General features: G+C 65.0%; 22 protein-coding genes and 1 pseudogene. 18 read left to right on the top strand and 5 right to left on the bottom strand.

From position 1 onward, the window contains the following. The first annotated feature begins 11 nt into the window (after nucleotides 1-11). From ada to OOJ09_RS21855, 4 genes and pseudogenes are all read left to right on the top strand, one after another. Complete coding sequence (gene ada / locus OOJ09_RS21870) at nucleotides 12-1,145, top strand: bifunctional DNA-binding transcriptional regulator/O6-methylguanine-DNA methyltransferase Ada (protein WP_269907317.1); 1,134 nt, start codon at nucleotides 12-14, stop codon at nucleotides 1,143-1,145. 21 nt (nucleotides 1,146-1,166) lie between these two features. After that, nucleotides 1,167-1,400, top strand: coding sequence for a hypothetical protein (locus tag OOJ09_RS21865; protein ID WP_269907189.1), 234 nt, complete (start codon nucleotides 1,167-1,169; stop codon nucleotides 1,398-1,400). Nucleotides 1,401-1,552: 152 nt separating this feature from the next. Continuing rightward, a complete protein-coding gene (locus OOJ09_RS21860) occupies nucleotides 1,553-2,107 on the top strand; it encodes a methylated-DNA--[protein]-cysteine S-methyltransferase (protein ID WP_269907188.1) in 555 nt (184 codons plus the stop codon). Then, nucleotides 2,104-2,846, top strand: a pseudogene (locus OOJ09_RS21855) (2OG-Fe(II) oxygenase). Before OOJ09_RS21860 ends, OOJ09_RS21855 begins: the two are co-directional and overlap by 4 nt. Before the next feature lie 128 nt (nucleotides 2,847-2,974). Here OOJ09_RS21855 and OOJ09_RS21850 read toward each other — a convergent pair. Then, a complete protein-coding gene (locus OOJ09_RS21850) occupies nucleotides 2,975-3,562 on the bottom strand; it encodes a dihydrofolate reductase family protein (RefSeq protein ID WP_269907187.1) in 588 nt (195 codons plus the stop codon). Nucleotides 3,563-3,699: 137 nt separating this feature from the next. Here OOJ09_RS21850 and OOJ09_RS21845 point away from each other — a divergent pair, with 137 nt between their 5' ends. After that, the gene (locus OOJ09_RS21845; RefSeq protein WP_269907186.1) at nucleotides 3,700-4,083 is read left to right on the top strand and encodes a winged helix-turn-helix transcriptional regulator; all 384 of its coding nucleotides are present in this window, start codon (nucleotides 3,700-3,702) and stop codon (nucleotides 4,081-4,083) included. 422 nt (nucleotides 4,084-4,505) lie between these two features. After that, nucleotides 4,506-5,753, top strand: a complete 1,248-nt coding sequence (dinB, locus tag OOJ09_RS21840; protein ID WP_269907185.1) for a DNA polymerase IV — start codon at nucleotides 4,506-4,508, stop codon at nucleotides 5,751-5,753. 49 nt (nucleotides 5,754-5,802) lie between these two features. Here dinB and OOJ09_RS21835 read toward each other — a convergent pair whose 3' ends face one another. Then, entirely contained in the window at nucleotides 5,803-7,800 is a 1,998-nt protein-coding gene (locus OOJ09_RS21835; protein ID WP_269907184.1) for a DNA/RNA non-specific endonuclease, read from the bottom strand. A 300-nt stretch (nucleotides 7,801-8,100) separates the two neighbouring features. Here OOJ09_RS21835 and OOJ09_RS21830 point away from each other — a divergent pair, with 300 nt between their 5' ends. Further along, nucleotides 8,101-9,066: a DUF3616 domain-containing protein gene (locus OOJ09_RS21830; protein ID WP_269907183.1), complete on the top strand. Its 966-nt coding sequence runs from the start codon at nucleotides 8,101-8,103 to the stop codon at nucleotides 9,064-9,066. Between the two features lie 160 nt (nucleotides 9,067-9,226). After that, nucleotides 9,227-10,270 (top strand): ribosome small subunit-dependent GTPase A, encoded by a 1,044-nt coding sequence (gene rsgA, locus OOJ09_RS21825; protein ID WP_269907182.1) that lies wholly within the window; start codon nucleotides 9,227-9,229, stop codon nucleotides 10,268-10,270. Nucleotides 10,271-10,295: 25 nt separating this feature from the next. Here the strand turns inward: rsgA and OOJ09_RS21820 are convergent, their stop codons facing one another. Together OOJ09_RS21820 and OOJ09_RS21815 are read right to left on the bottom strand one after the other, a co-directional pair. After that, nucleotides 10,296-10,829 (bottom strand): sterol desaturase family protein, encoded by a 534-nt coding sequence (locus OOJ09_RS21820; RefSeq protein WP_269907181.1) that lies wholly within the window; start codon nucleotides 10,827-10,829, stop codon nucleotides 10,296-10,298. 156 nt (nucleotides 10,830-10,985) lie between these two features. After that, nucleotides 10,986-12,173 (bottom strand): Gfo/Idh/MocA family protein, encoded by a 1,188-nt coding sequence (locus OOJ09_RS21815; RefSeq protein WP_269907180.1) that lies wholly within the window; start codon nucleotides 12,171-12,173, stop codon nucleotides 10,986-10,988. Between the two features lie 113 nt (nucleotides 12,174-12,286). On the opposite strand from OOJ09_RS21815, the gene OOJ09_RS21810 reads away from it, so the two are divergent. The 8 genes from OOJ09_RS21810 (at nucleotide 12,287) to OOJ09_RS21775 (ending at nucleotide 21,739) form a co-directional block, all read left to right on the top strand. Beyond that, on the top strand, nucleotides 12,287-13,180 hold the full coding sequence (locus tag OOJ09_RS21810; RefSeq protein WP_269907179.1) for a MurR/RpiR family transcriptional regulator: 894 nt from the start codon (nucleotides 12,287-12,289) through the stop codon (nucleotides 13,178-13,180). Between the two features lie 78 nt (nucleotides 13,181-13,258). Further along, nucleotides 13,259-14,041 (top strand): SDR family oxidoreductase, encoded by a 783-nt coding sequence (locus OOJ09_RS21805; protein WP_269907178.1) that lies wholly within the window; start codon nucleotides 13,259-13,261, stop codon nucleotides 14,039-14,041. Further along, complete coding sequence (locus OOJ09_RS21800; protein WP_269907177.1) at nucleotides 14,038-15,615, top strand: mannitol dehydrogenase family protein; 1,578 nt, start codon at nucleotides 14,038-14,040, stop codon at nucleotides 15,613-15,615. Before OOJ09_RS21805 ends, OOJ09_RS21800 begins: the two co-directional genes overlap by 4 nt. Then, nucleotides 15,612-16,526 (top strand): sugar phosphate isomerase/epimerase family protein, encoded by a 915-nt coding sequence (locus OOJ09_RS21795; protein ID WP_269907176.1) that lies wholly within the window; start codon nucleotides 15,612-15,614, stop codon nucleotides 16,524-16,526. The genes OOJ09_RS21800 and OOJ09_RS21795 overlap by 4 nt, the downstream gene beginning before the upstream one ends. Nucleotides 16,527-16,656: 130 nt before the next feature. After that, on the top strand, nucleotides 16,657-17,691 hold the full coding sequence (locus OOJ09_RS21790) for an ABC transporter substrate-binding protein (RefSeq protein WP_256754131.1): 1,035 nt from the start codon (nucleotides 16,657-16,659) through the stop codon (nucleotides 17,689-17,691). Between the two features lie 244 nt (nucleotides 17,692-17,935). Then, complete coding sequence (locus OOJ09_RS21785; RefSeq protein ID WP_269907175.1) at nucleotides 17,936-19,495, top strand: sugar ABC transporter ATP-binding protein; 1,560 nt, start codon at nucleotides 17,936-17,938, stop codon at nucleotides 19,493-19,495. Then, nucleotides 19,492-20,463, top strand: coding sequence for an ABC transporter permease (locus OOJ09_RS21780; protein ID WP_269907174.1), 972 nt, complete (start codon nucleotides 19,492-19,494; stop codon nucleotides 20,461-20,463). The genes OOJ09_RS21785 and OOJ09_RS21780 overlap by 4 nt, the downstream gene beginning before the upstream one ends. Nucleotides 20,464-20,758: 295 nt before the next feature. Then, nucleotides 20,759-21,739, top strand: coding sequence for an ABC transporter permease (locus OOJ09_RS21775; protein ID WP_269907173.1), 981 nt, complete (start codon nucleotides 20,759-20,761; stop codon nucleotides 21,737-21,739). A 137-nt stretch (nucleotides 21,740-21,876) separates the two neighbouring features. Here the strand turns inward: OOJ09_RS21775 and OOJ09_RS21770 are convergent, their stop codons facing one another. Continuing rightward, nucleotides 21,877-22,815 (bottom strand): LysR family transcriptional regulator, encoded by a 939-nt coding sequence (locus tag OOJ09_RS21770; protein ID WP_269907172.1) that lies wholly within the window; start codon nucleotides 22,813-22,815, stop codon nucleotides 21,877-21,879. Between the two features lie 103 nt (nucleotides 22,816-22,918). Between OOJ09_RS21770 and OOJ09_RS21765 the strand changes: the two genes are divergently transcribed. Beyond that, a complete protein-coding gene (locus tag OOJ09_RS21765) occupies nucleotides 22,919-23,926 on the top strand; it encodes an NADP-dependent oxidoreductase (protein WP_420107533.1) in 1,008 nt (335 codons plus the stop codon). Between the two features lie 75 nt (nucleotides 23,927-24,001). Beyond that, nucleotides 24,002-24,424, top strand: coding sequence for a hypothetical protein (locus OOJ09_RS21760; protein WP_269907171.1), 423 nt, complete (start codon nucleotides 24,002-24,004; stop codon nucleotides 24,422-24,424). The last annotated feature ends 116 nt before the right edge of the window (nucleotides 24,425-24,540 follow it).

Raw genomic sequence — 24,540 nt, 5'->3', positions numbered from 1 at the left:
TCAATGCTGCCATGTTCGTCACGCTCCAAAGAGACCTGAAATCCACGCCGCTGCCGGTTGCCGGCGATCCGCGCTGGGCGCTCATCGTCGCGCGCGACAAGTCGGCCGACGGACAATTCTGGTATTCGGTGACGACGACCGGCGTCTATTGCCGGCCCTCCTGCCCGTCGCGGCAGGCCAACCCCGCCAATGTCCAGCTGCACGACACGCTGGCTCGGGCGAAGGCGACAGGCTTTCGCCCGTGCCGGCGCTGCAATCCGGATGGCCCTTCGCTCGAGGCCGGCAACGCCGCGATGGTCGCCAATGCCTGCCGCTTTATCGAACAGAGCGAGGAAGAACCGTCGCTCGCTGAACTGGCGGACGCCGCCGGCCGCAGTGCCGGTTATTTCCACCGCATCTTCAAGGCCGTCACCGGGCTGACGCCGAAGGACTATGCCGCCGCCCACCGCGCCGCCCGGGTCCGCCAGGGCCTGGAACTCGGCGCCAGCGTGACGACGGCGATCTACGATGCCGGCTTCAATTCGAGCGGGCGTTTTTACGAGAAATCGACCGGCATGCTCGGCATGACGCCGACACGCTATCGCGCCGGCGGCGCCAACGAGGAGATCCGCTTCGCCGTCGGCGAATCCTCGCTCGGCGCCATCCTGGTAGCGTCGAGCAAAAAGGGCGTCGCCTCGATCCTGCTCGGCGACGATCCCGACGCGCTGGTGCGCGACCTGCAGGACCGGTTTCCCAAGGCGCGGCTGATCGGCGGCGACCGCGACTATGAAGCGCTGGTCGCTCGCGTCGTCGGCTTCGTCGAGGCGCCGGCGCTCGGTCTCGACCTGCCGCTGGACGTGCGCGGCACCGCGTTCCAGCAGCGTGTCTGGCAGGCCTTGCAGGATATCCCGGCCGGCCGGACAGTCTCTTATGCCGAGATCGCGCAGCGCATCGGGTCGCCAAGGGCGACCCGCGCCATCGCCGCCGCCTGTGCCGCCAACACTCTTGCCGTGGCCATTCCCTGCCACCGGGTGATCCGCAAGGACGGCGCGCTGTCGGGCTACGCCTGGGGAGCGGAACGCAAGCGCGCGCTGCTCGACCGCGAGGCCGCGCCCGGCGGGCCGGTGAAGGCACCCGATGACGCATACCGCTCCTCACGGGCCTGAGAGCAGGAGGACCTGGCGGCAATGGGCGCGATGGCAAGGTCTCCCGAGAGCAGCACCGATGCGACCGGCCAGACCCAGGCCGCCGGCAGCCGGCGCGCCTCCGACGCGAAGTCAATGGTGATGGCCGCCATCGGCGCGCTTGTCGATGACGGCAAAGCCAAGTGGAACCGCGCCGCCACCGGCGAGATCGAGCTGCGGCTGTTGACCGGCGAAGTGTTCCTGTTCGGCGAGGTCTCCGTCACCCGTGTCGCGTGAAGTGCGAACGGTTCGAAATCAGCGCCACGGAGCAGCTGCCTTCGCGCCAATTCAGACCCAAGGTCCTGGGATTTGAATTTGAAAGCAAGCACCGGAGTGAGAGCCGACCGGCACATGGCTAGGGTTCAGGCACGAACACAGGAGCGAAGGCAATGAACCACATGCAAACCAACAGGACGGCGGCTGCCTCCAACGCTGCCGCCATCGACATCATCACCTATGCCATCGGCGAATCCGAGATCGGAAAAGTGCTGGCGGCACGCAGCCATATCGGCGTCTGCGCCATCCTGATCGGCTCCGGCGCCAACGTACTGGAGCAGGACCTAGCCAACCACTTCCCCGGCAGGACGCTGGTCGAGGACAAGGCTGGACTGAGCGACGATCTCGCGGCAATAGCCCGCTTCATCGCAACGCCCGGCGTCGGTCTCGACCTGCCGCTCGACATGCGCCACGGCACGCCGTTCCAGCGGCGCGTGTGGGACATGCTGCGCGCCATCCCGTGCGGCGCCACCATCACCTACACGGCACTTGCCCGGCGTCTCGGCCAGCCGAACGGGGCCCGCGCCGTGGCGACGGCTTGCGCCGCCAACGCGATCGCGCTTGCCATTCCGTGCCATCGTGTCCTGCGCGCCGACGGCACGCTGGCCGGCTACCGCTGGGGTGTCGAACGCAAGCGCGCTCTGCTCGACAGGGAGGCCACCATATGAACGCCCACGCCAAGGTTGCCGCATCCGTGGTCGAGGCAGCAGAAACACGCGTCGCCGGTTACGACTGGCCGGCATTGACCGGCGAACTCGACGGCTTCGGCTGCGCGGTGATGGAAAAGCTGCTCTCGCCGCAGGAATGCCGGCGGATCGCCGGCCTCTATCGCGAGGAAGAACATTTCCGCAGCCACATCCATATGGCCAGGCACGGCTTCGGCAGGGGCGAGTACCGCTATTTCCGCTATCCCTTGCCGGACCTGCTCGGTGGCCTCCGCAGCGCGCTCTATCCCAGGCTGGCCGAGGTCGCCAACCGATGGAACGAGCGCATGGGGCTCGCCATGCGCTACCCCGCTGCGCATGCCGAGTTTCTCGAACAGTGCCATGCCGCCGGCCAGACGCGGCCGACGCCGCTGCTGCTGCAATATGTCCCCGGCGACTTCAACTGCCTGCACCAGGACCTCTATGGCGACCTCGCCTTCCCGCTGCAGGTGGCGGTCCTGCTCTCCGAGCCGGGCAAGGATTTCACCGGCGGCGAGTTCGCCTTGACCGAGCAGCGGCCGCGCATGCAGAGCCGGGTCGAAGTGGTGCCGCTGCGCCAGGGCGACGCCGTTGCCTCGCCGTCCACAACCGGCCGGTGCAGGGAACGAAAGGCAATTACCGCGTCAGTTTGCGCCACGGCGTCAGCCGGCTGCGCTCAGGCATGCGCCACACCGTCGGCATCATCTTTCACGATGCCAGGTAAATGGCCTCCGCGATCCGATGCGGCCCGCCCTGCCGGTGACCGCATCTTGAAAACGAAGGAAAGCGGGCAAGCGATTCCACCCAAACGCTATTTTCCGCCGGCTCGATGCCTCCGCGCGGCACTCCGCATCAGCCGGCCGGCGCGTAGCGGTTGACCACCATGCCGCAGGCATAGGCCCTCGACCCGAGCAGGCGCAGCTTCTGGAAACCGCCCAAGTCGAAGATCCGGCGCCCCTCGCCCAGCACCGCCGGGTTGATGAACAGCTGGAACTCGTCGATCAGCCCGGCCGCGATCAGCGCCGACGCAAACGCTGCCCCGCCGAACACCGCGATATCGCCGCCTCTGGCCTTCTTCAGCGCGTTGACCTCGCGCGGCAGGCCGCCGCTGGCGACCGTGGTGCGTTCCCACCGCGAGGTTTTGAGCCTGTCGCTCAGCACCACCTTGTCGACATCGACGACACGTTGCGCAAAGGCATAGAAGGGGTCTCGCGGATAGTTCCTTGCCGCATTGCCCCAGTGGGTCAGATAGCCCTCCTCGACCATCTTGCGGCTCAGCAGGATGGTGTCGATGCCGGCGAAGATGGCGTTGAAGTCCTTTTTCAGCTCGTCATCCCAGGCGCTGCCGTCGCCCCATTCCCACAGCTGCCAGTGATGGTTCTCGAAGGCGCCGACAAAGCCGTCGACCGACATCTGCATCTGAAGGATGAGCTTTCTCATCATCATTCTCCTCGCGCTGCCGAAATCCCGCGCCCGGCCAACTGTCATCGCCAGCGCAAATAGGTTTACTTTTGGAACCATTTGACGCACGTCGAGAATGGTGTCAATAGTAAAGTGATTTACAAATGGAACCGTAGATGTCAACCAGGGGAAAGTCCGGCTGCCCGATCAACCTGTCGCTCGAACTGCTCGGCGACCGCTGGACGCTGCTCATCATCCGCGACCTGGTCTTCGCCGGGAAAAAGCATTTTCGCGAATTCCTGCAGTCCGACGAGGGCATCTCTTCGCGCACGCTGGCCGAGCGGCTGCAGACCCTTCAGGACGAAGGCATCCTCACCAGAAGCGACGATCCGACACATGGGCTGAAGACGGTCTACCGGCTGACCGAAGCCGGCATCGACCTCCTGCCAGTGCTGGCGACGCTCGGCGCCTGGGGCAGCAAGCACCGCAGGGCCGACGACAAGCTCTCGCGGATCGCCGGCGACTGGCGGCGGGTGGCGAGGCAGCGCTCGATCGCATGAAGATGGCGTTGCGGACCGGGCATATCGGCCAGGCGACAGGCTGAGGCACTGCGTCCTGTCTCTCCCCTCGCTAGGGCGACCGCATATGGATTCTCACGAAGATAGACCCCCACCCTAACCCTCCCCACAAGGGGGAGGGAATGCTGCCGCGCGCTCTTACTCGGCGTCAAAACGTCGACAATCTGCCGATGTCAGCGCCCACGGAAGTCTCCCTCCCCCTTGTGGGGAGGGGTTAGGGGTGGGGGTAAATCGTAGAGCCTATATGCGATTGCCCTGTCTCTCCCCTCGCGGAGGAAATGGAGCGCCGAGCCGGCGAACGCCGGTGTCATCCGCTTGACAGCGAGCTGTCTTTGTTCTCTATTTGTTCATATTCATAAGCAACTCTGGATATGCGGCCGGTGCGCCGCGGGCGAATGGTCGGGATGGAAACGACTGCCACCATCCTGCATGCCGATCTCGACGCCTTCTATGCCTCGGTCGAGCAGTTGCTCGATCCGTCGCTGCGCGGCAAACCGATCGCGGTGGGCGGCGGCGTCGTGCTCGCCGCCTCCTACGAGGCGCGCGCCTTCGGTGTGCGTGGCGGCATGCCAGGGCGCAAGGCCCGCGAACTCTGCCCGCAACTGATCTTCGTCGGCGGCAATTTCGGCGACTACCAGCGGCTGGGCGACGCGGCGATCAAGGTGCTCGACGATTTCACGCCGCTGGTCGAGCGCATCTCCATCGACGAGGCCTTTGCCGATGTCGCCGGCTGCACGCATCTGTTCGGCTCACCGCAGGAGATCGCCCAAACCATCCGCCGCCGCGTCCGCGCCGAGCTCGGCCTGCCGATCTCGATCGGCGTGGCGCGCACCAAGCATCTGGCCAAGATCGCCTCGCAAGTGGCCAAGCCCGACGGGCTGGTGGTCGTCGAACCCGGCAGCGAGATCGCCTTCCTGCACGATCTGCCCGTCGGGCTGATGTGGGGCGTCGGACCGGCGACCAGGGCGCGGCTGGCCGAAATAGGCGTCGAGACCATCGGCCAGTTGGCCCGGACGCACAGCGGCGCGCTGACGCGCCTGCTCGGTCCGGCCGCCGGCGAAAAGCTCGCCGCGCTGTCGTGGAACCGCGACCCGCGCAAGCTGGAGACGAAGCGCCGGGCGCGCTCCGCTGGCGCCCAGTCGGCGCTTGGCCGCAAACCGGCCACCGCCGACATCTACGTGCCCACCTTGCTGCATCTGGCCGACCGCGTCGCCAGCCGGCTGCGCGCCAAGGCGCGGCCGGGCCGCACGGTGACCGTGCGCGTGCGCTTCGCCGATCTCAGCGCCGTTACCCGCTCAATCACGCTCGACCAGCCGATCTCGGCGACAACGATGCTGGCCGAGATCGCCGGCGATCTGGTGCGCGGCGTGCTCGCCGACCATCGCCAGGAGAAAACGATCTCGCTGCTGGCGATCTCGGTCTCGCATCTCGAGGAAAGCGCCGAGTTGCAGCTCGAACTGCCGCTCGGCCTCGCCGACGAGAAGCGCCGGCCCGGCACGCGCAAGGGCCTGGCGCGCTTCGGCGCCGACCGCGCCATCGACAAGATCCGCGAGCGCTTCGGCAAGCAGGCGGTCGGCTACGGCACGGTGGCGCTGGAGGCGGCGCGCTCGGTTCCAGACGAATTCAGGGAACTGGCGGAGAAGGAATTGTGAGTTGCATCAATCGCCGATCGCAAGGTGACGATGCTCCCCTGCCCCAGGATCAGATCAAGACATCGCTCATATCGTTGAGCCACCTGGTTTGCCGCGTCGATTCGAGCGACCCATGCGCATCGAGCGACCGAACCGCCGAAAAGTCGAGACCGGTTTCAGTTTCGATTGAAACGATGGTCGTCTGAATGAGCCGGTTGCGCATCTCGTCGACCGTATAGGGCTTCAGCCCAGAGAAGACCTTGGCTTCATAGAGCGCCTGGACATATTGCGTCTGCCCGACGATGAAGGCAGCAGCGACGGGCTTTGTGCCCGACTTCTGAAGCACAGCGACTTTCCAGAACGACAACGGAATCTGCCACGGGCCGCCTCTGCGATCCCTCCCGTAAGTCGGGTCGTCGTCACGGTAGATTGGCCCGGTAAAGACCGTGAGGCGCTTCTTGGTGGTTTGCGCCTTGTCGAGAAGATAATCTTCCAGATTGCCCCAGTCGATGTCGTTGTAGGTTTGAACTTGCGGCGCCGCATTGGTGTAGTGGAACGTGTCTTCTGAGCCGACCTGGGATTCGGCGAGTGCCTGCGCCGCATTCGACAATGGGCTCCAGCAAGGGTCTAGCAGGCGCACTTGATGACCGCGGCTGAACTGGACTGGGTCGGATCCCTTGCCCTTTTCGTAGAAATCGCCATCCGGCTGAAATTCGTCGGCGATCCGCGCGTCGCGGCGCCACGTATCCTTGCGCTTGCCAGGATGGACCAATGCATTGCCGTCGATGTTGACCGCGGTGATCAGCGGAAATTTACGATCGGCGTGGATGACCGAGGAGAAGTGGTGATAGGCAAGCTCGTGTCCTGAGCCGTCCAGCAGCGCGGCAACTTTGTTTTTGTCAAGCAAGGGCTTGTAGATTTGCCCCAGATCGATGCGCAACGGAGGCAGAAACGCTGGATCATAGCCTGCGACATTTGCCCAGCGCACAGGGTCGAGTGGTTTTCGATCCGCTTCGAATACCGTTTCGCCGATTGCTCCGTGTGACATGACTGCAGCCCGTGACATGGCCGTGAAGCCAAGCGACATATCGAGTCGATCAAGCACGAGCCCAGCCTGTGGTTTAGCGAAACGCTCGAGTTCGAGCAGTTTGAAGATCGCGCTTATTCGAATTCCTTCATTGGCAATCCAGACTGGCTGTTTGGTCGTCCTTCCAGGCTTTCCCAACTTTCCCGGCGCGGGTACCGCCTTGTGATGCAACGCCAAGACTTGCCACTGGTCGTTCAGCACAGGCGCCCCCGATGAGCCAGGTTCGGTGTCGGTCGAATAATGAATGAACCGATCGAGATCGATGCGGAGTTCGAGAGCCAGTTCCGGGTCGAGGGCTATGATCTGGCTGGCACGGATCGCGATTTGTTTAGGCTCGCTGCCAGGGTGCTGGATGATCGTCACCCATTCGCCGTTGATGGCCTTGCCCGATACAGGGATCAGCGGCAACCTGCCATAACGATGGAGGGGCACGCCCTCGTCTGAGAACGGCGTGACCGCAACGAATGTCACGTCGAGCTCGGCATCGGTGTAGAAAACCTCGTGCGGGCGCAGATTGAAACGAACTGGCTCGCTCAGCACACCGTCTACATCATGTTCATAGCCGAATTCGGCACTGCACTGACTCGCCTCATCGGCATTGCCAAGGACATGATGGTTGGTGAGCAGGAGCCGCGGACCGACAAGGAACCCCGTTCCATACCAAAATCCGCCATCGCTCGGAACTTTGATCCGGCAAACTGCCGCGGCTGCCTTCTTGCCGCGATCGAGGAAATTGACCGACATGAGGTCGCTGTCGCCGATTATTCGCTCGAAACCCTTCGGATCGCTGTCCGGCGACTCCAAGAGATTCTTGCGAAAGTCGAACCGCTTGTCGGCTTTCGCCCGCGCACGCCGCCTGTTTCGCCCTTCCGGCGTGACGTAGACTGCGTCCGCCTTGGCAACCTTCTCGGCTTCAATCGAAAGTCCTTCCGACTGAGTTGAGACAATGTCCTTTTGAGAGTCGTCTGCTTCTGAAGCCATCGCTCACCCCTTCGGCATTCAGTGTATTTTTATTTGATTGCCTCACCACCCGATACGATAATCTTATCGACATGCACGGTAATTGCCAATCCTCGCAAGTGAAGTAAATATCACCAGATACAATTGCATCGCTTCCTCGCAAAATGTATTTTTGCGACAGAGTCATTTTGCCTCTTATCGTCTTGTTGAAATATCTTCCGAGGGAGTGCCGGCGCAGCGTGGGTTGGCAATGGATCGATATCGAAACAAGTACTCGATGAAACTGGAAAAGATCGCAATATCCACTCAAGGACAACGGACATGGCACAGCTTGAACTGCGACTTGATCGGATGCGGGACATCGTCTTCGACTACGCAAACGCCCAAAACATCGATGCGGTGATATCGAATGTTTCCGGCATAGCCATCGATGGCAAATTCGCGTGGACCGTTTCCGATGAGGGGCGGACTTTCGAGTGTCTTTCGATCACCGAAGCCGGCTTCGTGCTCGACGCGCAATACAATCTCGACGATTTCTTCACCGAACTGCCCGAGGGCCATGAAGCCGATCTGGAATCCGTCGATGTCGCCAATGGCAGGCTCTGGCTTTGCGGTTCGCATTGTCGCGTCAGACGCGAGCCCAAGGCTCCGGGCATTCTCGACGCCGGCTTTCGGCGTCGTCCCAGCCGCCACCTGCTGGGCTCGATTGAACTGAATGGGCATGGCAGGCTGAAGCCGGGCACGGCAAAGGCGTTGCCCTACACCGGCGATGGCAGCCTGCGGCGCCGATTGCGTAGCAACCCCTTCCTGTCCGCATTTCTCAATCTGCCTAGCAAGGAGAACGGCCTCGATATCGAGGGGTTGACGGTTCTTCCGAAGCAAGTCCTGCTTGGCCTACGTGGCCCAGTCATCGACAGTCACGCCGTCGTCGTCGCATTGCCGCGCAAGGACGCCGCTGTCGACGGCGATCCGCATCTTCACGTGCTTGATTTCAAGGGTCTCGGTGTGCGCGATCTGGCCCGCGACGGCGATACGATGCTTGTGCTCGCAGGCCCGGTCACGGCGGCGGACGGACCATTTCGCATTTACCGCTGGCGGCCATCAACTTCTGGCAAGGTCGAAACCGCTGATGTGCTGCACGAGTGGGCCATAAGTCACGAGCACCCCGAGAGCTTGTGCCCCTTCACGCGCAATGGCGAGCCCGGTGTCCTTGTCGTCTATGACACGCCGGACCAGCACCGGCGCTCCGGAACACAAGTGACAGGCGACTGGTTCGCATTATCTTGATGGCGCGGTCAGGGCGACCTCACCCAGCCGACCCCTCTCGCCAGCAATGCTTGCCAAACCGCGCCATGCCGCCCATACAGCCTCTCGGGCGGATCGCCCGTCCGGAGGAGGCCGCGCCCTCTCTCATTTCGCCGGGATACTGTCCGATGTCTGCGACGCCTTGGTCAAAGCCGTGAAGCCCTCCCCCGGCACCCCGTCACCATCGCTTGCAAGCCTTGGATGGTCCGATTTTTTCGGCGATCAGCTCGATCCTGATGAGGCGAACCTCGTCCCGGCACGCATTGCCACGGTGCATCGTGACCGCCTGAGCGGCCTGTCTCTGTCAGGGCAAACGGACCTGACACTGCCGCCGCAAGCCAGCACCGGCGACTATGCCGTCGGCGACTGGGTGCTGGTCGAGCCGCATAGCCATCTGCTGCGGCGCCGCCTGACCCGCAAGACCGTGCTGGAGCGCCGCACCCAGGGCGGCAGGGTGCCGCAGCTTGCCGCGGCCAATGTCGACACGCTGTTCATCGTCACCTCCTGCAACGCCGATTTCAACATCGCCCGGCTCGAACGCTATCTGGCGCTGGCCAACGAGGCTGGAACGACCCCGGTGATCCTGCTGACCAAGGCCGATACCGCTGAAGACGCCGAGGCATACCGGAAGCAGGCGAGCGCGCTGCAGCGCGGATTGCCCGTCGTGATGCTGAATCCGCGCACATCGGATGCCGCGGCCGCCCTCGCCGCCTGGTGCGGCCCGGGACAGACGGTCGCGCTGGTCGGTTCCTCCGGCGTCGGCAAATCGACGCTGGTGAACACGCTGGCGGGATCGGCGCAGCAATTGCCGCAACAGACCGCGGGCATCCGCGAACATGACGCCAAGGGACGCCACACCACCACGGCGCGATCGCTGCACGCCATTGCCGGGGGCGGCTGGGTGATCGACACGCCGGGAATGCGCACGCTGCATGTCAGCGACGTCGCCTCCGGCATCGACACGCTGTTCGCCGAAATCACCGAGCTTGCCCCGCAGTGCAAGTTCCGCGACTGCACCCACGTCCACGAACCGGGCTGCGCGGTGCAGGCTGCCTTGAAGGCTGGCACGCTTGATCCCGAGCGCCTCGCCCGCTGGCGAAAACTGTCCGACGAAAACCAGCACAACACGCCGGTTCAGAGCGCGCGCGGAGCCAAGTCTCCCGGCGGCCGTGGAAAGAGGCGCTGAACGACCTTGCTACGGCCTACTGGTCCTAGAGCCGCGCCGTGCCGAAAACCCGATCCCACACTGCCGACGTCACGCCGAAATTGGCCGTTTCGTCGACATGATGGTGCACCGCGTGGCGGCGCTTGAGCGTGTAGAGATAGCTCGGATGGGTGGGATGCCAGTGATGGATCATGTGGTGGATGCTGATGTACCAGAGGTAGCCCAGCATCAGCCCGCAACTGGCCGCGCTCGCGGTGGCGAAATCCGACACCATCCATACCGGGAAAAACGCCACCAGCGCATGCACCCCGAGGCTGAGCCAGGTCGGCGTCCCCACTGAACTGCGCTCTTCGACATGGTGGCGGTCGTGCAAGTCCCTGATGTAGGGGATGTGATGAAGGACGAACCTGTGCAGGACGTATTCGGTCAACGTCCACAGGCCGAGACAGGCGATGACCGTGCCCATCCAGTCTGGCGCGCTCTCTTCGCCGGCCTCGATCAGCCCGGTCACCGCCAGCAGGGCGATCACCAGCGGATAGACCACGAAGTCGCTGTAGTAGCCGATAAGACCGAGTTGCATCCGAGACGCCTCACCTAGCAGAAGATGGCATCAGATTGCCAGCCTCGCGGCTGAGGAGCAATGCAGGTGCACCGGACATAGCATCGCAGTCACCCGGCGCAGCCCACACCAAAGGATTTGTGGGGACAGTCGGCGCGGCGAGGCTGGATCGTAATGTTATCCGGCAAACCTTGCAGCCGTCCACGCCCCGCCCGCCGCGTTCGAATCCACCGCCGCCGCGACGAACTTCACGCCGCGTGCGCCGTCGACGACATCGGGCACCTGCGCCGCGCGCGCCGGGTCGACCACGCCGCCCGAACGATGGGCGCGGATGATACCGGCGGCGTCGCGGTAGAAATTGGCGAAGGCCTCGATATAGCCCTCCGGGTGCGCCGCCGGCATGCGCGACACGCGCCGGCTTTCCTCAGTCGAGCCGTGGCCGCCGCGCACCAGGGTGCGGGTTTCCTCGCCATAGCGGGAGAAGCGCAGTTCTTCCGGCCGCGCGCCCGACCATTCGAGCCCGGCCTTGTCGCCATAAATGCGCACGCAGAGGTCATTGTAGTGGCCGGGCGATGTCTGGCTGGCCAGGATCGTGCCGCGTGCCCCGCCCGTCCAGCGCATCAGCACATGCGCGTTGTCGTCGAGCCGCCGTCCCGGCACGGCGGTGAACAGATCGGCCGACACCGCCTCGGCCTCGCAGCCCGAGATGAAGCTCGCCAGGTTGAAGGCATGCACGCCGATATCGGCCAGCACCGCCGACTGCCCGGCGCGTGCCGGATCGGTGCGCCATTCCGCCTGCTTCTGGCCCTCGGCGTCGATCGGCCTGGTCAGCCAGTCCTGGATATACGAGCCATGCACGGAAACGATGCGCCCAAGCTCGCCCGCCGCCACCATCTCGCGCGCCTGCCGCACCATGGCGTAGCCGGTGTTGTTGAGGGTGACGACGAAGCGGCGCTTCCTCGCCCGCGCCAGCGCCACCAGTGCCTCCGCGTCGGCCAGTGTCGTCGACAGCGGCTTGTCGCAGATCACGTCGATGCCGGCCTCGAGGAAGGCCGTGGCGATCGGCGCGTGCAGATGGTTGGGCGTGACGATGACGACGGCTTCGATGCCGTCCGGCCGCGCCGCTTCGGCCCGCGCCATCGCGCGATAATCGGCATAGCTGCGCTCCGGCGCGATGCCGATCTCGGCGGCCGAGGCGGCGGCGTTTTCGGGATCCGAGGACAGCGCGCCGGCCACCAGCGCGATCTGGTCGTCAAGGCGCATGGCGAGGCGATGCACGGCGCCGATGAAGGCGTTGCGCCCGCCGCCGACCATGCCGACCCTCAGCCGCTTGCCCGACGATCCGTCCGATGTTGCATAGACCATTTTCAAACTCCTCCCGGCAGATCATTCTGTGTGACCGCAACCCTGGGGCCACTTTCGAACAAGATTTCCAATTTTCATATTGTAAAACGATCGTATCGCGCTAGCCTGAAATCATGAGTGGGGCGGGTAAATCATCGGGACGATCGGCTGCCGACGAGGCGGCGGCCCGCAAACGCGGACGCTCGCTTGCCGCCCTCGGCTACATCAAGCCGCAAACCTATGAGGAACTGCGCGCGGTGCTGTCGTCCGGCACCGTGCATTTCCCCAAACGGCTGCGCCAGGTCGCGATCTTCCTGTGGCAGCATCCAAGCGACGTCGCACTCGGCACCATTGCCCAGGTGGCCGAACAGGCCGGCGTGCAGCCGTCGACGCTGGTGCGTTTTGCCCAGATCTTTGGTTATTCTGGCTTTTCCGATTTCCAGGGCCTGTTCAAGGACCACGTCAAGGGATCGTGGCCGGAAGGACGCGGCCAGGAACGGACGGCGGCCGAGCCCAATGCCGACCTGCATTTCCTGCACGGCATGGTCGGCGCCTCGCAGGCCTCGCTTGGCCGTATCGAGAGCGGCTTCGACGTCGAGAGTTTCGAGACGATGGTGGCGCTGCTGGCGGCCGCCGACCTGATCTATGTCATCGGCTCCAAGCGCGCTTTTCCAGTGACCACCTATCTGTCGCTGACGCTCTCACAGCAAGGCGTGCGCAACGTGCTGGTCGACAATGTCGGCTCCACCGCGCTCGACCAGGTCGGCTGCATCGGCAGGCAGGATGCCGTGCTGGCGGTCTCCTTCAGCCCCTACAATTCGATCACGCCCGACCTCGTCGCGGTGGCGCATGAGCGCAACGCCCGCATCGTCACCATCACCGACAGCACCTTCAGCCCGCTGATCAAGCTGTCGGACAGCTGGCTGGAGGTGGTGGAGTCGGACTTTGCCGGCTTCCGCTCGCTGGCCGCGTCGCTCGCCGTCGGCATGGCGCTGGTCCATGGCGTCGTCGCGCGCCGCAGCGAGTGAGGTGCTGCTGGCACAATTGACTATCGGGAATTCCCGTTCCATATTTGAAAAAATAGAAACTTTGTTCCGGGAGGAGGAATGGAGGCCAGGCTCGACGGCAAGGTGGTGCTGGTTACCGGCGCGACCCAGGGAATCGGCCGCGCCATCGCCGAGACGCTGGCGCGATCCGGTGCCGCTGGCCTTCTGGTCACCGGCCGCGAGAAGGCGCGTGGCGACGCGGTGGCGGCCGGGCTTTCGCGGCTCGGCACGCCGACACTCTTCGTCGCCGCCGACCTGTCCGATCCGGATGCCCCGGCCCTTCTGGCGCAAGCCTGCATCGAACGCTTCGGCCGCATCGACGGCTTGGTCAATGCCGCCGGCCTGACCGACCGCGCGTCCTTCCTCGACGCCAGCCTCGACGACTGGGCGTCGCTGTTCGCCGTCAACGCGCGCGCGCCGTTCTTCCTCATGCAGGCGGCGATTGCCGACATGAAGAGGCGCGGCCAGGGCGGTTCCATCGTCAACATCCAGTCGATCAACGCGCATTGCGGCTCGCCCGAGCTCGCCGTCTATTCCGCCACCAAGGGCGCGCTCGCCACGCTGACCAGGAATGCCGCGAACGCCCACCGCTTCGACCGCATCCGCGTCAACGGCATCAATGTCGGCTGGACCGACACCCCGGCCGAGCGCGTCATGCAGGCCGAGACGCTGGGCCAGGGTCCCGGCTGGCTCGACGCGGCAAACGCCGCGCAACCTTTTGGCAGGCTGCTGATCCCAGACGACATCGCCAACCTTGCTGTCTTCCTGCTGTCCGACGCAGCCGGCCCGATGACCGGCGCCGTGATCGATCAGGAACAGTCGGTGATCGGGGCGAACCGGTGAGCGCGGCTTCCGCATCGCCGGAAACACTCGGGCCGGCCTTGCTCGGCCGGCTTCCCGCCTCTGTCCAGCAACCGGCCTATGACCGCGCTGCGCTTGCGCCCGGCATGGCGCATGTCGGCGTCGGCGCCTTCCATCGCTGCCATCAGGCCGAATACACCGACGATCTGCTCTCGCTCCGGTTCGACCGCTGGGGCGTGGTCGGCATCAACATCCGGCCACCCAGCCTCGCCGACACGCTTGGCCGGCAGGGCGGGCTCTACACAAGGCTGATCCGCGAGAACAGCCGCATCGAGGCGCGTGTCATCGGCAGCATCGTCAAGGTGGTCGACAGCCAGGCCAGTGCCGTCCCCGCGCTCGACGTGCTCTCCTCACCCGACATCGAACTGGTGACGATGACGGTGACCGAGAAGGGCTATTGCCACATCCCGTCGAGCGGTGAACTCGATCTCGACCATCCCGACATCGTCCATGATCTCGTCAGCCCCGAGACGCCACGCAGCGTGCCCGGCATCCTCGCGAAGGCGCTGGAATTGCGCCGGACCACGCATGGCCAACCGCTGACGCTGCTGTCCTGCGACAACATCCCGGCCAACGGCGTCATCCTCGCCAATGTCGTGCAGGCCTTTGCCAAACGGCGTGGCAATGGCCTTGCCGACTGGATATCGGCCAATGCCGCCTTCCCTTCGGCCATGGTCGACCGCATCGCGCCGGCGGTCACGCAGGCCGACCTCGACAGCGTCGAGCAGCGTTTCGGCTACCGCGATGCCGCCGTTGTCGTCGGCGAGCCGTTCCGGCAGTGGGTCATCGAGCAGAAATTCGCCGGCCGCATGCCGCGCTGGGACCTGGTCGGCGCCAGTTTCGTGGATGATGTCACGCCGTACGAGCATCTCAAGATGCGGGTGCTCAATGGCGCCCAGACGACGCTCGCCACGCTCGGCGTGCTGGCCGGGCTCGAACACACATTCGATGCCATCGCCGATCCCTTGCTGGCGGATTTCGTGCGCCGCATGCTTGTCGAAGAGACGCTGCCGACGCTGATGCCGGTGCCCGGCGTTTCACCGCTGGCCTATGTCGAACAGAGCCTCGGCCGGTTGCGCAACACCGCGATCCGCCACCGCAACCACCAGATCGCCACCGACGGTTCGCAGAAGATCGTGCAGCGCCTGCTCAACCCGATCCGCGACCGCTTGAGCCGGGGCGAAAGCATCGCGCTGCTGTCGGTGCCGGTCGCCGGCTGGATGGCCTATCTGATCCAGGCCTCGGCACGCTTCGGCAAACGCTGGCCGGTATCGGACCCCTGCGCCGGCAAGGTCGCTGATATCGCCGACGCGACCGGCCACGACGCAAAGGCACTGGCCGCCGGCATCCTTGCCATCGACACCATTTTCGACCCCGGCCTTGCCGCGAACGAGAGGTTCCGCGCGGCCGTCACTTCAGCGCTCGACGGGTTGCTTTCTAACGATCCGATGGCAACCGTCAGGCACAGCCTGCAACAGGGCGAGGCCGCACGGTTGAAGCCGCCCGCACAATCGGCATTATCGGCCGTGAATTCACGACAAGGGGAGGCACGATGAAACTTGGAGTGCTCACCGCGCCATTCGCGCAGACGCCGCTTGGCGAGGTCGCCAGCTGGGCAAGTTCTGCCGGCTTCGAGGCGCTGGAAATCGCCTGCTGGCCGAAATCCTCCGGCGCCAGCCGCCGCTACGCCGGCACCAGCCATATCGATGCCGCCTCGACGTCCGCCGCGCGGGCGAAGGAGATCGTCGCCTCGCTGGCGGACAAGAACCTGTCGGTCTCCGGCCTCGGCTACTATCCCAATCCGCTGCACCCGGATGCCGCCCACCGCGAGGCGGTGATCGGCCATTTGAAGAAGGTGATCGTGCTGGCCGCCAATATGGGCGTGCCTGTCGTCAACACCTTCTGCGGCGGCGATGCCTCGAAGACCGTCGACGTCAACTGGCAGGAGGCGCTCAAGGTCTGGCCTGAAATCATCGCCCATGCGCGCGATCATGGCGTCAAGCTTGCCTTCGAGAACTGCCCGATGATCTTCAGCTATGACGAGTGGCCGGGCGGCCACAACATCGCCTATTCGCCGCTGGTCTGGCGCCGCATCCTCGAAGCCTGGGGCGGCGAAGTCGGCATGAATTTCGACCCCTCGCATCTGGTCTGGCAGATGATCGACCAGGCCCGCTTCATCCGGGAATTCGGCCCCTACATGCTGCATGTCCACGCCAAGGACCTGATGATTGATCATGATGGACTCTATGAGCGCGGAATCCTCTCGGCTGGCATAGGCTGGCAGGTGCCGCGCATGCCGGGGCTCGGCGATGTCGACTGGAAAACCATCTTCTCCGGCCTCTATCGGGCCGGCTATGACGGCCCGGTCATCATCGAGCACGAGGACCGGCGGTTCGAAGGCAGCGACGATCAGGTCAAGCGGGGATTCCTGCTCGCCCGCGATGTGTTGCGCCCCTTCGTCAAGTGACGGCGCAAACGCATGTCGGGAATGGCATGAAAAGAACAACGAGCTGAAGCGCGCCGCCTGACTCTCTTTATACGCAATGCGCTTCAACGACTTGGAATTGAAACTGAAAACAATGTGGAGGAGTACTGAAATGAAGAAATACCTGACCATGGTCCCGCTGCTTGCCGGTGCGGCCTTCCTGGCCTCGGTGGGCGCCTCGTCGGCCGCCGGCAAATACACGATCGGCATCTCCAACACCGTGCAGGGCAATGGCTGGCGCGAGGAGATGGTCTGCGCCATGAAGGCGCAGGCGCTGGCCTCCGGCGAGGTCGCCAAGCTCAACATCGCCCACCGCAACACGGATGCCGCCGGCCAGCTGGAAGACATCCGCAACCTGATCAGCGCCAAGGTCGACGCCATCGTCGTCAACCCGGCCGATCCGGCCGGCATCAAGGCTGGCCTCGAGGAAGCCACCAAGGCCGGCATCGTCGTCGTCGCCGTCGACCAGGCGGTCACCGAACCGTCGGCCTACATCATCTCCAACAACCAGGAACAATACGCCTATCTCGGCGCCAAATGGCTGTTCCAGCAGATGGGCGGCAAGGGCGAGGTGTTCTACATGCGCGGGGCCGCCGGCGCGTCCGCCGACAGCGACCGCGACAAGGGCTTCAAGAAGGCGCTGGCCGAATTCCCTGACGTGAAGGTGGCACAGGAGGTCTTCACCGGCTGGCAGCAGGACCAGGCCAAGCAGCAGATCCTCTCCTTCCTGTCGACGGGAACGCCGATCAACGGCATCTGGACCTCCGGCATCGACAACGTCATCGTCGACGCGCTGGTGGAATCGCAGGCGCCGCTGGTGCCGATCGTCGGCGCCGACAATGCCGGCTTCGTCGGCCAGCTCAGCTCGGTCAAGGGCCTCGTCGGCGCGGCGGTCACCAACCCCGGCTCGATCGGCGGTGCCGGCGTGACGCTGGCGCTTCAGATCCTCGACGGCAAGAAGCCGGCGCAGCAGACCGTGCTGGTCGAGCCGCAGCTGTGGGAGAACGCCACCGAGGAAGGCAAGGCCAAGCTGAAGGCGGCGGCCGACCCGTCGCTGAGCCCCGAATGGCCGGTCTCGATCTCGATCCCGGACTGGACCACGTACACCAAGGACCAGATCGTGGCGTGCAAGGGCCCGGGCGAGTAAGACTGTGATATCCCTGCCTTACAAGGGCAGGGATGTCACATACGGGCAAAGGCCCCCTCACCCGGATTACCAACCGAATTGCGAAGGGCAATTCGGGGCAATCCGACCTCTCCCCGAGGGGAGAGGAGCCGGCACGAGCGCCAGCCTCTTCTCCCCCACGGGGAGAAGGTGGACGCGAAGCGGCCGGATGAGGGGGCCTCTCCACTCGCGATAGCCCTGCCCCATGAATCGAGAACCCCACGATTTGACCAGCACCCCCCTCCTCGACGCCTCCGGCGTCGCCAAGAATTATGGCGCGGTCGCCGCCCTGCGCAACGCTTCGCTGTCGGTGCTGCCGGGCGAAGTCCACGCGCTGATGGGTGCCAATGGCGCCGGCAAGTCGACGCTGGTGAAGATCCTGACCGGCGCGGTTCCCGCCTCCGCCGGGCGCATCCTGATCCGTGGCGAGGCCCGCGACGTGCGCTCGCCCGCCGCCGCGCGCCGCGCCGGCCTGCTGCCCGTCTACCAGGAGCCGTCGCTGATCCCCGATCTCGACGTGCTGTCCAACCTGCGCCTCACCGGCACGCCGGTCGAGCCGTTCCGCGCCTGGGTGCGCGAACTCGGCATTCCCGACCTCGACATCCGCGACACCGCGCGCGACATTCCGCTGGCCGTGCTGCGCGTGCTTGACCTCGCCCGCGCGCTGGCCGTCGAGCCCGACGTGCTGCTGCTCGACGAGATGACGGCGGCCCTGCCCGCCAACCTCGCCGAAAAGGTGTTGGAGGTGGTGCGCCGCCAGGGCGACAGCGGCCGCGCCGTGATCTTCATCTCTCACCGCTTCGTCGAGATCTCCGCCCTGTGCGACCGCGCCACCGTGCTGCGCGACGGCGAGACCGTCGGCGTCGTCGACATCGTGCCCGGCGTGGAGGAAAAGATCGTCGAGCTGATGCTCGGCGCCCGCATCGTCAAGACCCATGTCGCCGCGCGCGGCGCCAACCAGGCCGCCGCGACGGCCGCCAGCCGCCCGCGCCTCGGCGTGCGCAATCTGCGCTTCGGCACCAAGCTCAACGACGTCTCCTTCGATCTCGCCGACGGCGAGGTCGCCGGCGTCGTCGCGCTCGAAGGCCAGGGCCAGGACGAATTGTTCGCAGCCCTTGCCGGCTCGATCCGGCCATCGGCCGGTGCCATCGAGGTCGACGGCCAGCCGGTGAAATTCACGCACCCGATCGACGCCATCCGCGCCGGCCTCGCCTATGTGCCGGGCGACCGCGCCGAGGCGCTCGCCATGCAGCGCTCGGTGCGCGAGAACATCGCCCTGCCCTTCAGTGCCGCGCTGCGCAACTGGGGTCCGATCAACATGCGCCGGGAGCGCGCGAAAGTGGTCAGCGCCATCGAGCGGCTGCGGATCGACACCCGCGCGCAAGGCGAAGTGCAACGCCTGTCCGGCGGCAACCAGCAGAAGGTGACCATCGCCCGCTGGATCGCGGCCGACGCCCGCACCATCCTGTGCTTCGACCCGACGCGCGGCATCGATGTCGGCACCAAGCAGGAGATCTACAAGCTGCTGCGCGAGCTCGCCGGCAACGGCAAGTCGGTGCTGTTCTACACCTCGGAACTCGAAGAGGTGCAGCGTGTCTGCGACCGTGTCATCGTCATCTTCGGCGGCCGCGTCGTCGATATCTTCCCGGTCGAGGAGGCCGACGAGCCGGCGCTGATGCGCGCCGCCTACGGCCTGCCGCGCGGCGCCAAGGCGGATATCGGCATTCTGGCCGATCCCCACTCTTCTTCTCCGGAAACCTCGGATTCGCCGGGGACGACGCCATGAGCCATTTCCTGCGCCGCCAGGGCTGGGTCGCCAGCCTGTTCGCCCTCTTCGTCATGCTGTTCATCATCACCAGGCTGATCCAGCCGGCCTATGGCAGCGGCGATTTCGGCTCGCTGGTGCGCGCCGTGCTGCCTTACGCCTTTGCGGTGGCCGCGCAGACCGTCGTCGTCATCGCCGGCGGCATCGACCTGTCGGTCGCCGCCATGATGGCGCTGACCAGCGTCACCGCCGCCTCGATGATGAATGGTGCCTCCGAGGAATACGCACTGTTCGTGGTCCCCTTCGTGCTGGCCATGGGTTTGGTGCTCGGCGCCGTCAACGGCCTGCTGATCGTCGTCACCCGCGTGCCCGACATCGTCGTCACGCTGGCCACTCTGTTCGTGCTGCAGGGCGCTGCCCTGCTGGTACTCGACGCGCCGGGCGGTGCGGCGGCCGAATGGCTGAAGGCGCTGATCTCGGGCACAGTGCCGATACCGGGCCTGCCCGACGGCATCGACGCCTGGATCCCCAAGGCGCTGCTGCTGCTCATCATCTGCATCTGCATCATCTGGATCCCGCTCCGGCGCTCAAAGCTCGGCCTTTCCATCTACGCCATCGGCTCGAGCGAGCTGGCGGCGTTCCGCAGTGGCGTGCCGGTCGCGCGCACCCGCATCATCGCCTATGCGCTGTCGGGCCTGTTCGCCGCCTTTGGCGGGCTGGCGCTGACCATGAGCACCGGCATCGGCGCGCCCATTCCCGGCCCTTATCTGCTCGCCAGCGTCGCGGCGGTGGTGCTGGGCGGCGTGGCGCTCGGCGGCGGCAAGGGCGGCCTGCTCGGCCCCATCGTCGCCGTCTTCGTGCTGCGGCTGGTGCGCACCGACCTGACGCTGCTCGCCATAGACCCCAACGTCACCGCCATCATCGAAGGCGCCATCATGGTCGCCGTGGTGATGTTCGGCGCCTTCATCACGATGCGGGGGCGGCAATGATGAGGGGTTCTGGTCAATCACAATTGCGGAATATTGTCGCCACTGGCGCCGCCCCTCATTGCCCTGCCGGGCATTTCTCCCCGTTAAAAACGGGGAGAAAGAAGGCGGCCGCGGCGCCGGCGCATTCCTGCGGCGACAACAATTGGCTAAGCCATTGGCGACAGCTCCCTTCTCCCCGTCCCTATGCGGGGAGAAGGTGGCGGCAGCCGGATGAGGGGCGGCGCGGGCGCCGCAAGAGACAACCAAACAGGCTGAATCATTCGCCCTGTCCTGCCATCGCCTCAAGGGTAACGCCATGAGCACCACCGCGATCCAATCCGTACCCCTGGGCCGCCGCCTGAAACGCTTCATGGCCGACCGGCCGCTGATCCCGCTCATCATCCTGCTCGTCATCCTGGTGGTGATCCTGCAGATCCTGCGCCCTGGCATCGTCAACGAGCGCTGGATCGCCAACACCATCAAGTTCGCCATTCCCTTGGCGATCCTCGCCGGCTGCCAGACCATGACCATGCTGACCGGCGGCATCGACCTGTCGGTCGGCACGGTGGCGACGATGAGCGCCTTCATCATGGCGACGCAAGTCGTCAACCAGGACCCGGCGGTGGCCTTCCTGCTGGCGATGATGCCGGCGGTGCTGATCGGCCTCGTCAACGGCATCGGCGTCGGCGTCTTCCGCGTCCACCCGCTGATCATGACGCTGGGCACCAGCCTGATCGGCACCGGCTGCCTGCAGGTCTACCAGCGCACGGTGATCGCGTCGGGCGCGAAAATCCCCGACTTCCTCGCCTGGCTCGGCACCGGCCTGACCTATGGCGTCCCCAACGCCCTGCTCTTGTTCGTGCCGCTGGCCGCCCTCATCGTCTTCACCTTGAGCCGCACCGGCTTCGGCCGCCTGCTCTACGCCGTCGGCGACAATGAGCACGCAACGCGCCTGTCCGGCGTGCGCTACTGGCAGGTGATATCAGCGCTCTACGTCATCTCCAGCGTGCTCGCCGGCATCACTGGCCTGCTCTATATCGGCCTGATCAAGGCCCCTTCCCTGTCGCTCGCCGAACCGCTGGTGCTGCCCTCGGTGGCCGCCGCCGTGATCGGCGGCACCTCGATCTTCGGCGGCCGCGGCGGCTACACCGGCACCATCATCGGCGCGCTCATCCTCACCGTGCTGACGACCCTGCTCACCATCCTGCAAATGCCCGAAGGGGCAAGGCGGATCCTGTTCGGGCTGATCGTTCTGTTCGTGACGGCGGCGTATTTGCGGATTGTGGAGGAGCGGTAGGGAAGGCACCGGCAAGGGCTGCTTCTGACCCGAAGCCGCCGTTCAGGGTTCGCGCGGGATCCTGATAGCCTTCCGTTCAGCCAGCGCCTCCCGAGATGCAACGATGTTGGGCTGCCCGCTCTCCGACAAGGACGCGGTCAGGACGACACTCTGGCCGCGGCCGTCATCCGCTCTTGAAAGACCTCCTGCAACCGGGCCAGGAAGGCCCGCACCGCGGGGTTGGTGCGGCGGCTTTCCGGCCAGAGCGCGGTGATATTGTGCCGCTCGACGGCGAATTCGGACAGCACCGGGACCAGCTCGCCACGCGCCACATAGGGCGCCGCGATAAAGGTCGCGCTGATGCCGATCCCGCCGCCGGCCACGAGTGTCGCGACCAGCGCATCGCTCACGTCGACGACGACGCCGGACGGCGGCACGATCTCGATCACCCGGTCGCCGATCCGAAACGGCCAGCGCAAAGCTTGGCCCGTACTCTGGTAGCGAAGGTTGACGGTGTCGTGCCCCTCCAGTTCGTCCGGGTGCATCGGGGTGCCACGCGCTGCCAGATAGGCTGGCGAAGCGAAGGCGCAGAGCCGATGCGGTGCGAGCCGGCGCGACAGCAACCGCGAGTCCGCGAGGTCGCCAATGCGTACCGCGATGTCGATCCCCTGCTCGATGATATCCACCATCTGGTCGTTCAGCCGCAGGTCGACCGTCACCTTGGGGTAGAGCTTGCGGAACGCCGGCAGCGCGGGCGCTATCACATGGACGCCGATCGGCAGCGCCGCTGCTATCCGCAGGGTGCCCGACGGCTCGGAGCGCGCCGTCATCGCCGCCTGCTCGATCTCTTCCGCATCGCGCAGCAATCTGAGCGCGCGCTCATGCAACTCGCGGCCCTCTGGCGTGAGCGTCAGCGAGCGGGTCGTGCGGGTGAAGAGCGAAATGCCCAGATGCTGCTCGAGCCGCTGCACGCTCTTGCTGACGGCTGACGGCGAGATCGACAGGGAACGGGCGGCAGCGGTGTAGCTTCCCATCGACCCGGCGCGCGCGAAAGCGATCAAGCCGGTCAATCGTTCGAATGCCATTTGTTCCTTCATGGCATTATTGAAACGAAACCAGCCGCAATTATCAACCTCAACTTGAGGGAATACATGACCGCTGGAGCAATGATGCGTTCTCGTGGAGATTCTGGTGAGCGATATGATGAAGGCGATCCGATTACACGCATTCGGCGGTCCCGAGGTGCTGCGCTACGAGGATGCGCCCAAACCCGAGCTGAAGGCGGGCGAGGTGCTCGTCCGCGTTCACGCGATCGGCATCAATCCTCCCGACTGGTATCTGCGCGACGGGTACAGGATGCTTCCTCCCGAGTGGCGACCGCAGATGTCGTTCCCCGTCATCCCGGGAACAGACATATCGGGCGTCGTCGAAGCGATCGCTGACGATGTCGAGAACGTCTCCGTCGGAGACGAAGTGTATTCCATGGTTCGCTTCCCCATGGGCCTTGCGGGGGACAGCAAGGCATATGCCGAATATGTCAGCGCGCCAGCGTCGGAAATCGCGCTCAAGCCGGCCGGCATCGATCATTTGCATGCCGCTGCAGCGCCGATGTCGCTGCTCACCGCGTGGCAGTTCCTGATAGAGTTGGGGCACAATGAGCCGAACCCGCTTCAGCCGAACCAGCATGAGCCGGTGCCGCTCGAGGGGAAGACCGTCCTCGTAAACGGCGCCGCGGGCGGCGTGGGGCACTTCGCGGTGCAAATAGCGAAGCTGAAAGGTGCGCATGTCATCGCCGTGGCATCGGCCAGGCATGAGTCACTTCTGCGCGATCTCGGTGCTGACGAGTTCATCGACTACACGAAAACGCCTCCCGAGGACGTGGCGCGTGACATTGATCTTGTCATCGACGCCCTCGGCGGACCGAGCACCGGTCGTTTCCTGCGCACGCTGAAGCGCGGCGGCGCATTGTTCCCGGTGTTCCCCCTGGGCTTCTCCGGTGCCGAGGAGGCCGAGAAGCTGGGCGTCACGGTTTCGGCTACCCAGGTCCGTTCGAGCGGGCCTCAGTTGAGGAAAGTCGCCCGCCTGCTCGATGACGGGACAATTCGCGTCGTCCTGGACAGCACCTATCCGCTTGCCGACGCTCGCAAGGCGCACGAGCGGGCGGCCCGAGGGCACATTCAAGGCAAGATCGTGCTCAATGTGGAATGAAGGCCGAAGCTTGAAGGATCATCCTTTGGCTGGCGTCTCGTCGCGAAAGTGACAGCTGATGAAAGAAGCGGTTTGATGACCATGGACGCGAAGGTTCGCCAGGGAACGGCGGCTTGGTTTGAGATGGTGGGGACGTTGATGAGCGAAGCGGCTTCGCAGTCCGGACTTTCGCCAGAACTCAATCTGTCGCTGGTTGAGCGCTACACTGACGGCGTAGAGCTGTCCGAAGGCCTTGTTCAAGGCCTTCGCTTCGACATCCTCGGCGGCAAGCCGTCTTTCAGGGTCGGGGCGCGGCGGGACGAGCGGGCGGACGTGATGATCGAGATAACGGCCGCGGCGGCGCGGAAGTTGAACACGTTGCGCAGCGCCGATCCGAACTATACCGCCGCGCTCGAGGGCTTTTTGAGCACGGGTGAGATGCGGGTGGAGGGCGACCCTTCGCGGATGGGTGGCTGGCTGAACGCGGTGCACGATCCTATCGTGAACCGTACAATCTAGCGCGGTATCCGATCACGTATCCCGCGTGCTTGAAGTATAGTTTGGCATTCGGCTTTTGTTCGGGGCTTGTTTTCACTGACTGGCACTTCAAAGGTTGCCGGATGGCTGACGTGAAC

Source organism: Mesorhizobium qingshengii (assembly GCF_027563465.1).
In the GTDB taxonomy this organism is placed as follows: Bacteria; Pseudomonadota; Alphaproteobacteria; order Rhizobiales; family Rhizobiaceae; genus Mesorhizobium; species Mesorhizobium qingshengii_A.
Note: the sequence above shows the minus strand (reverse complement) of the source record. Positions and strands in the feature narration are given on the sequence as shown.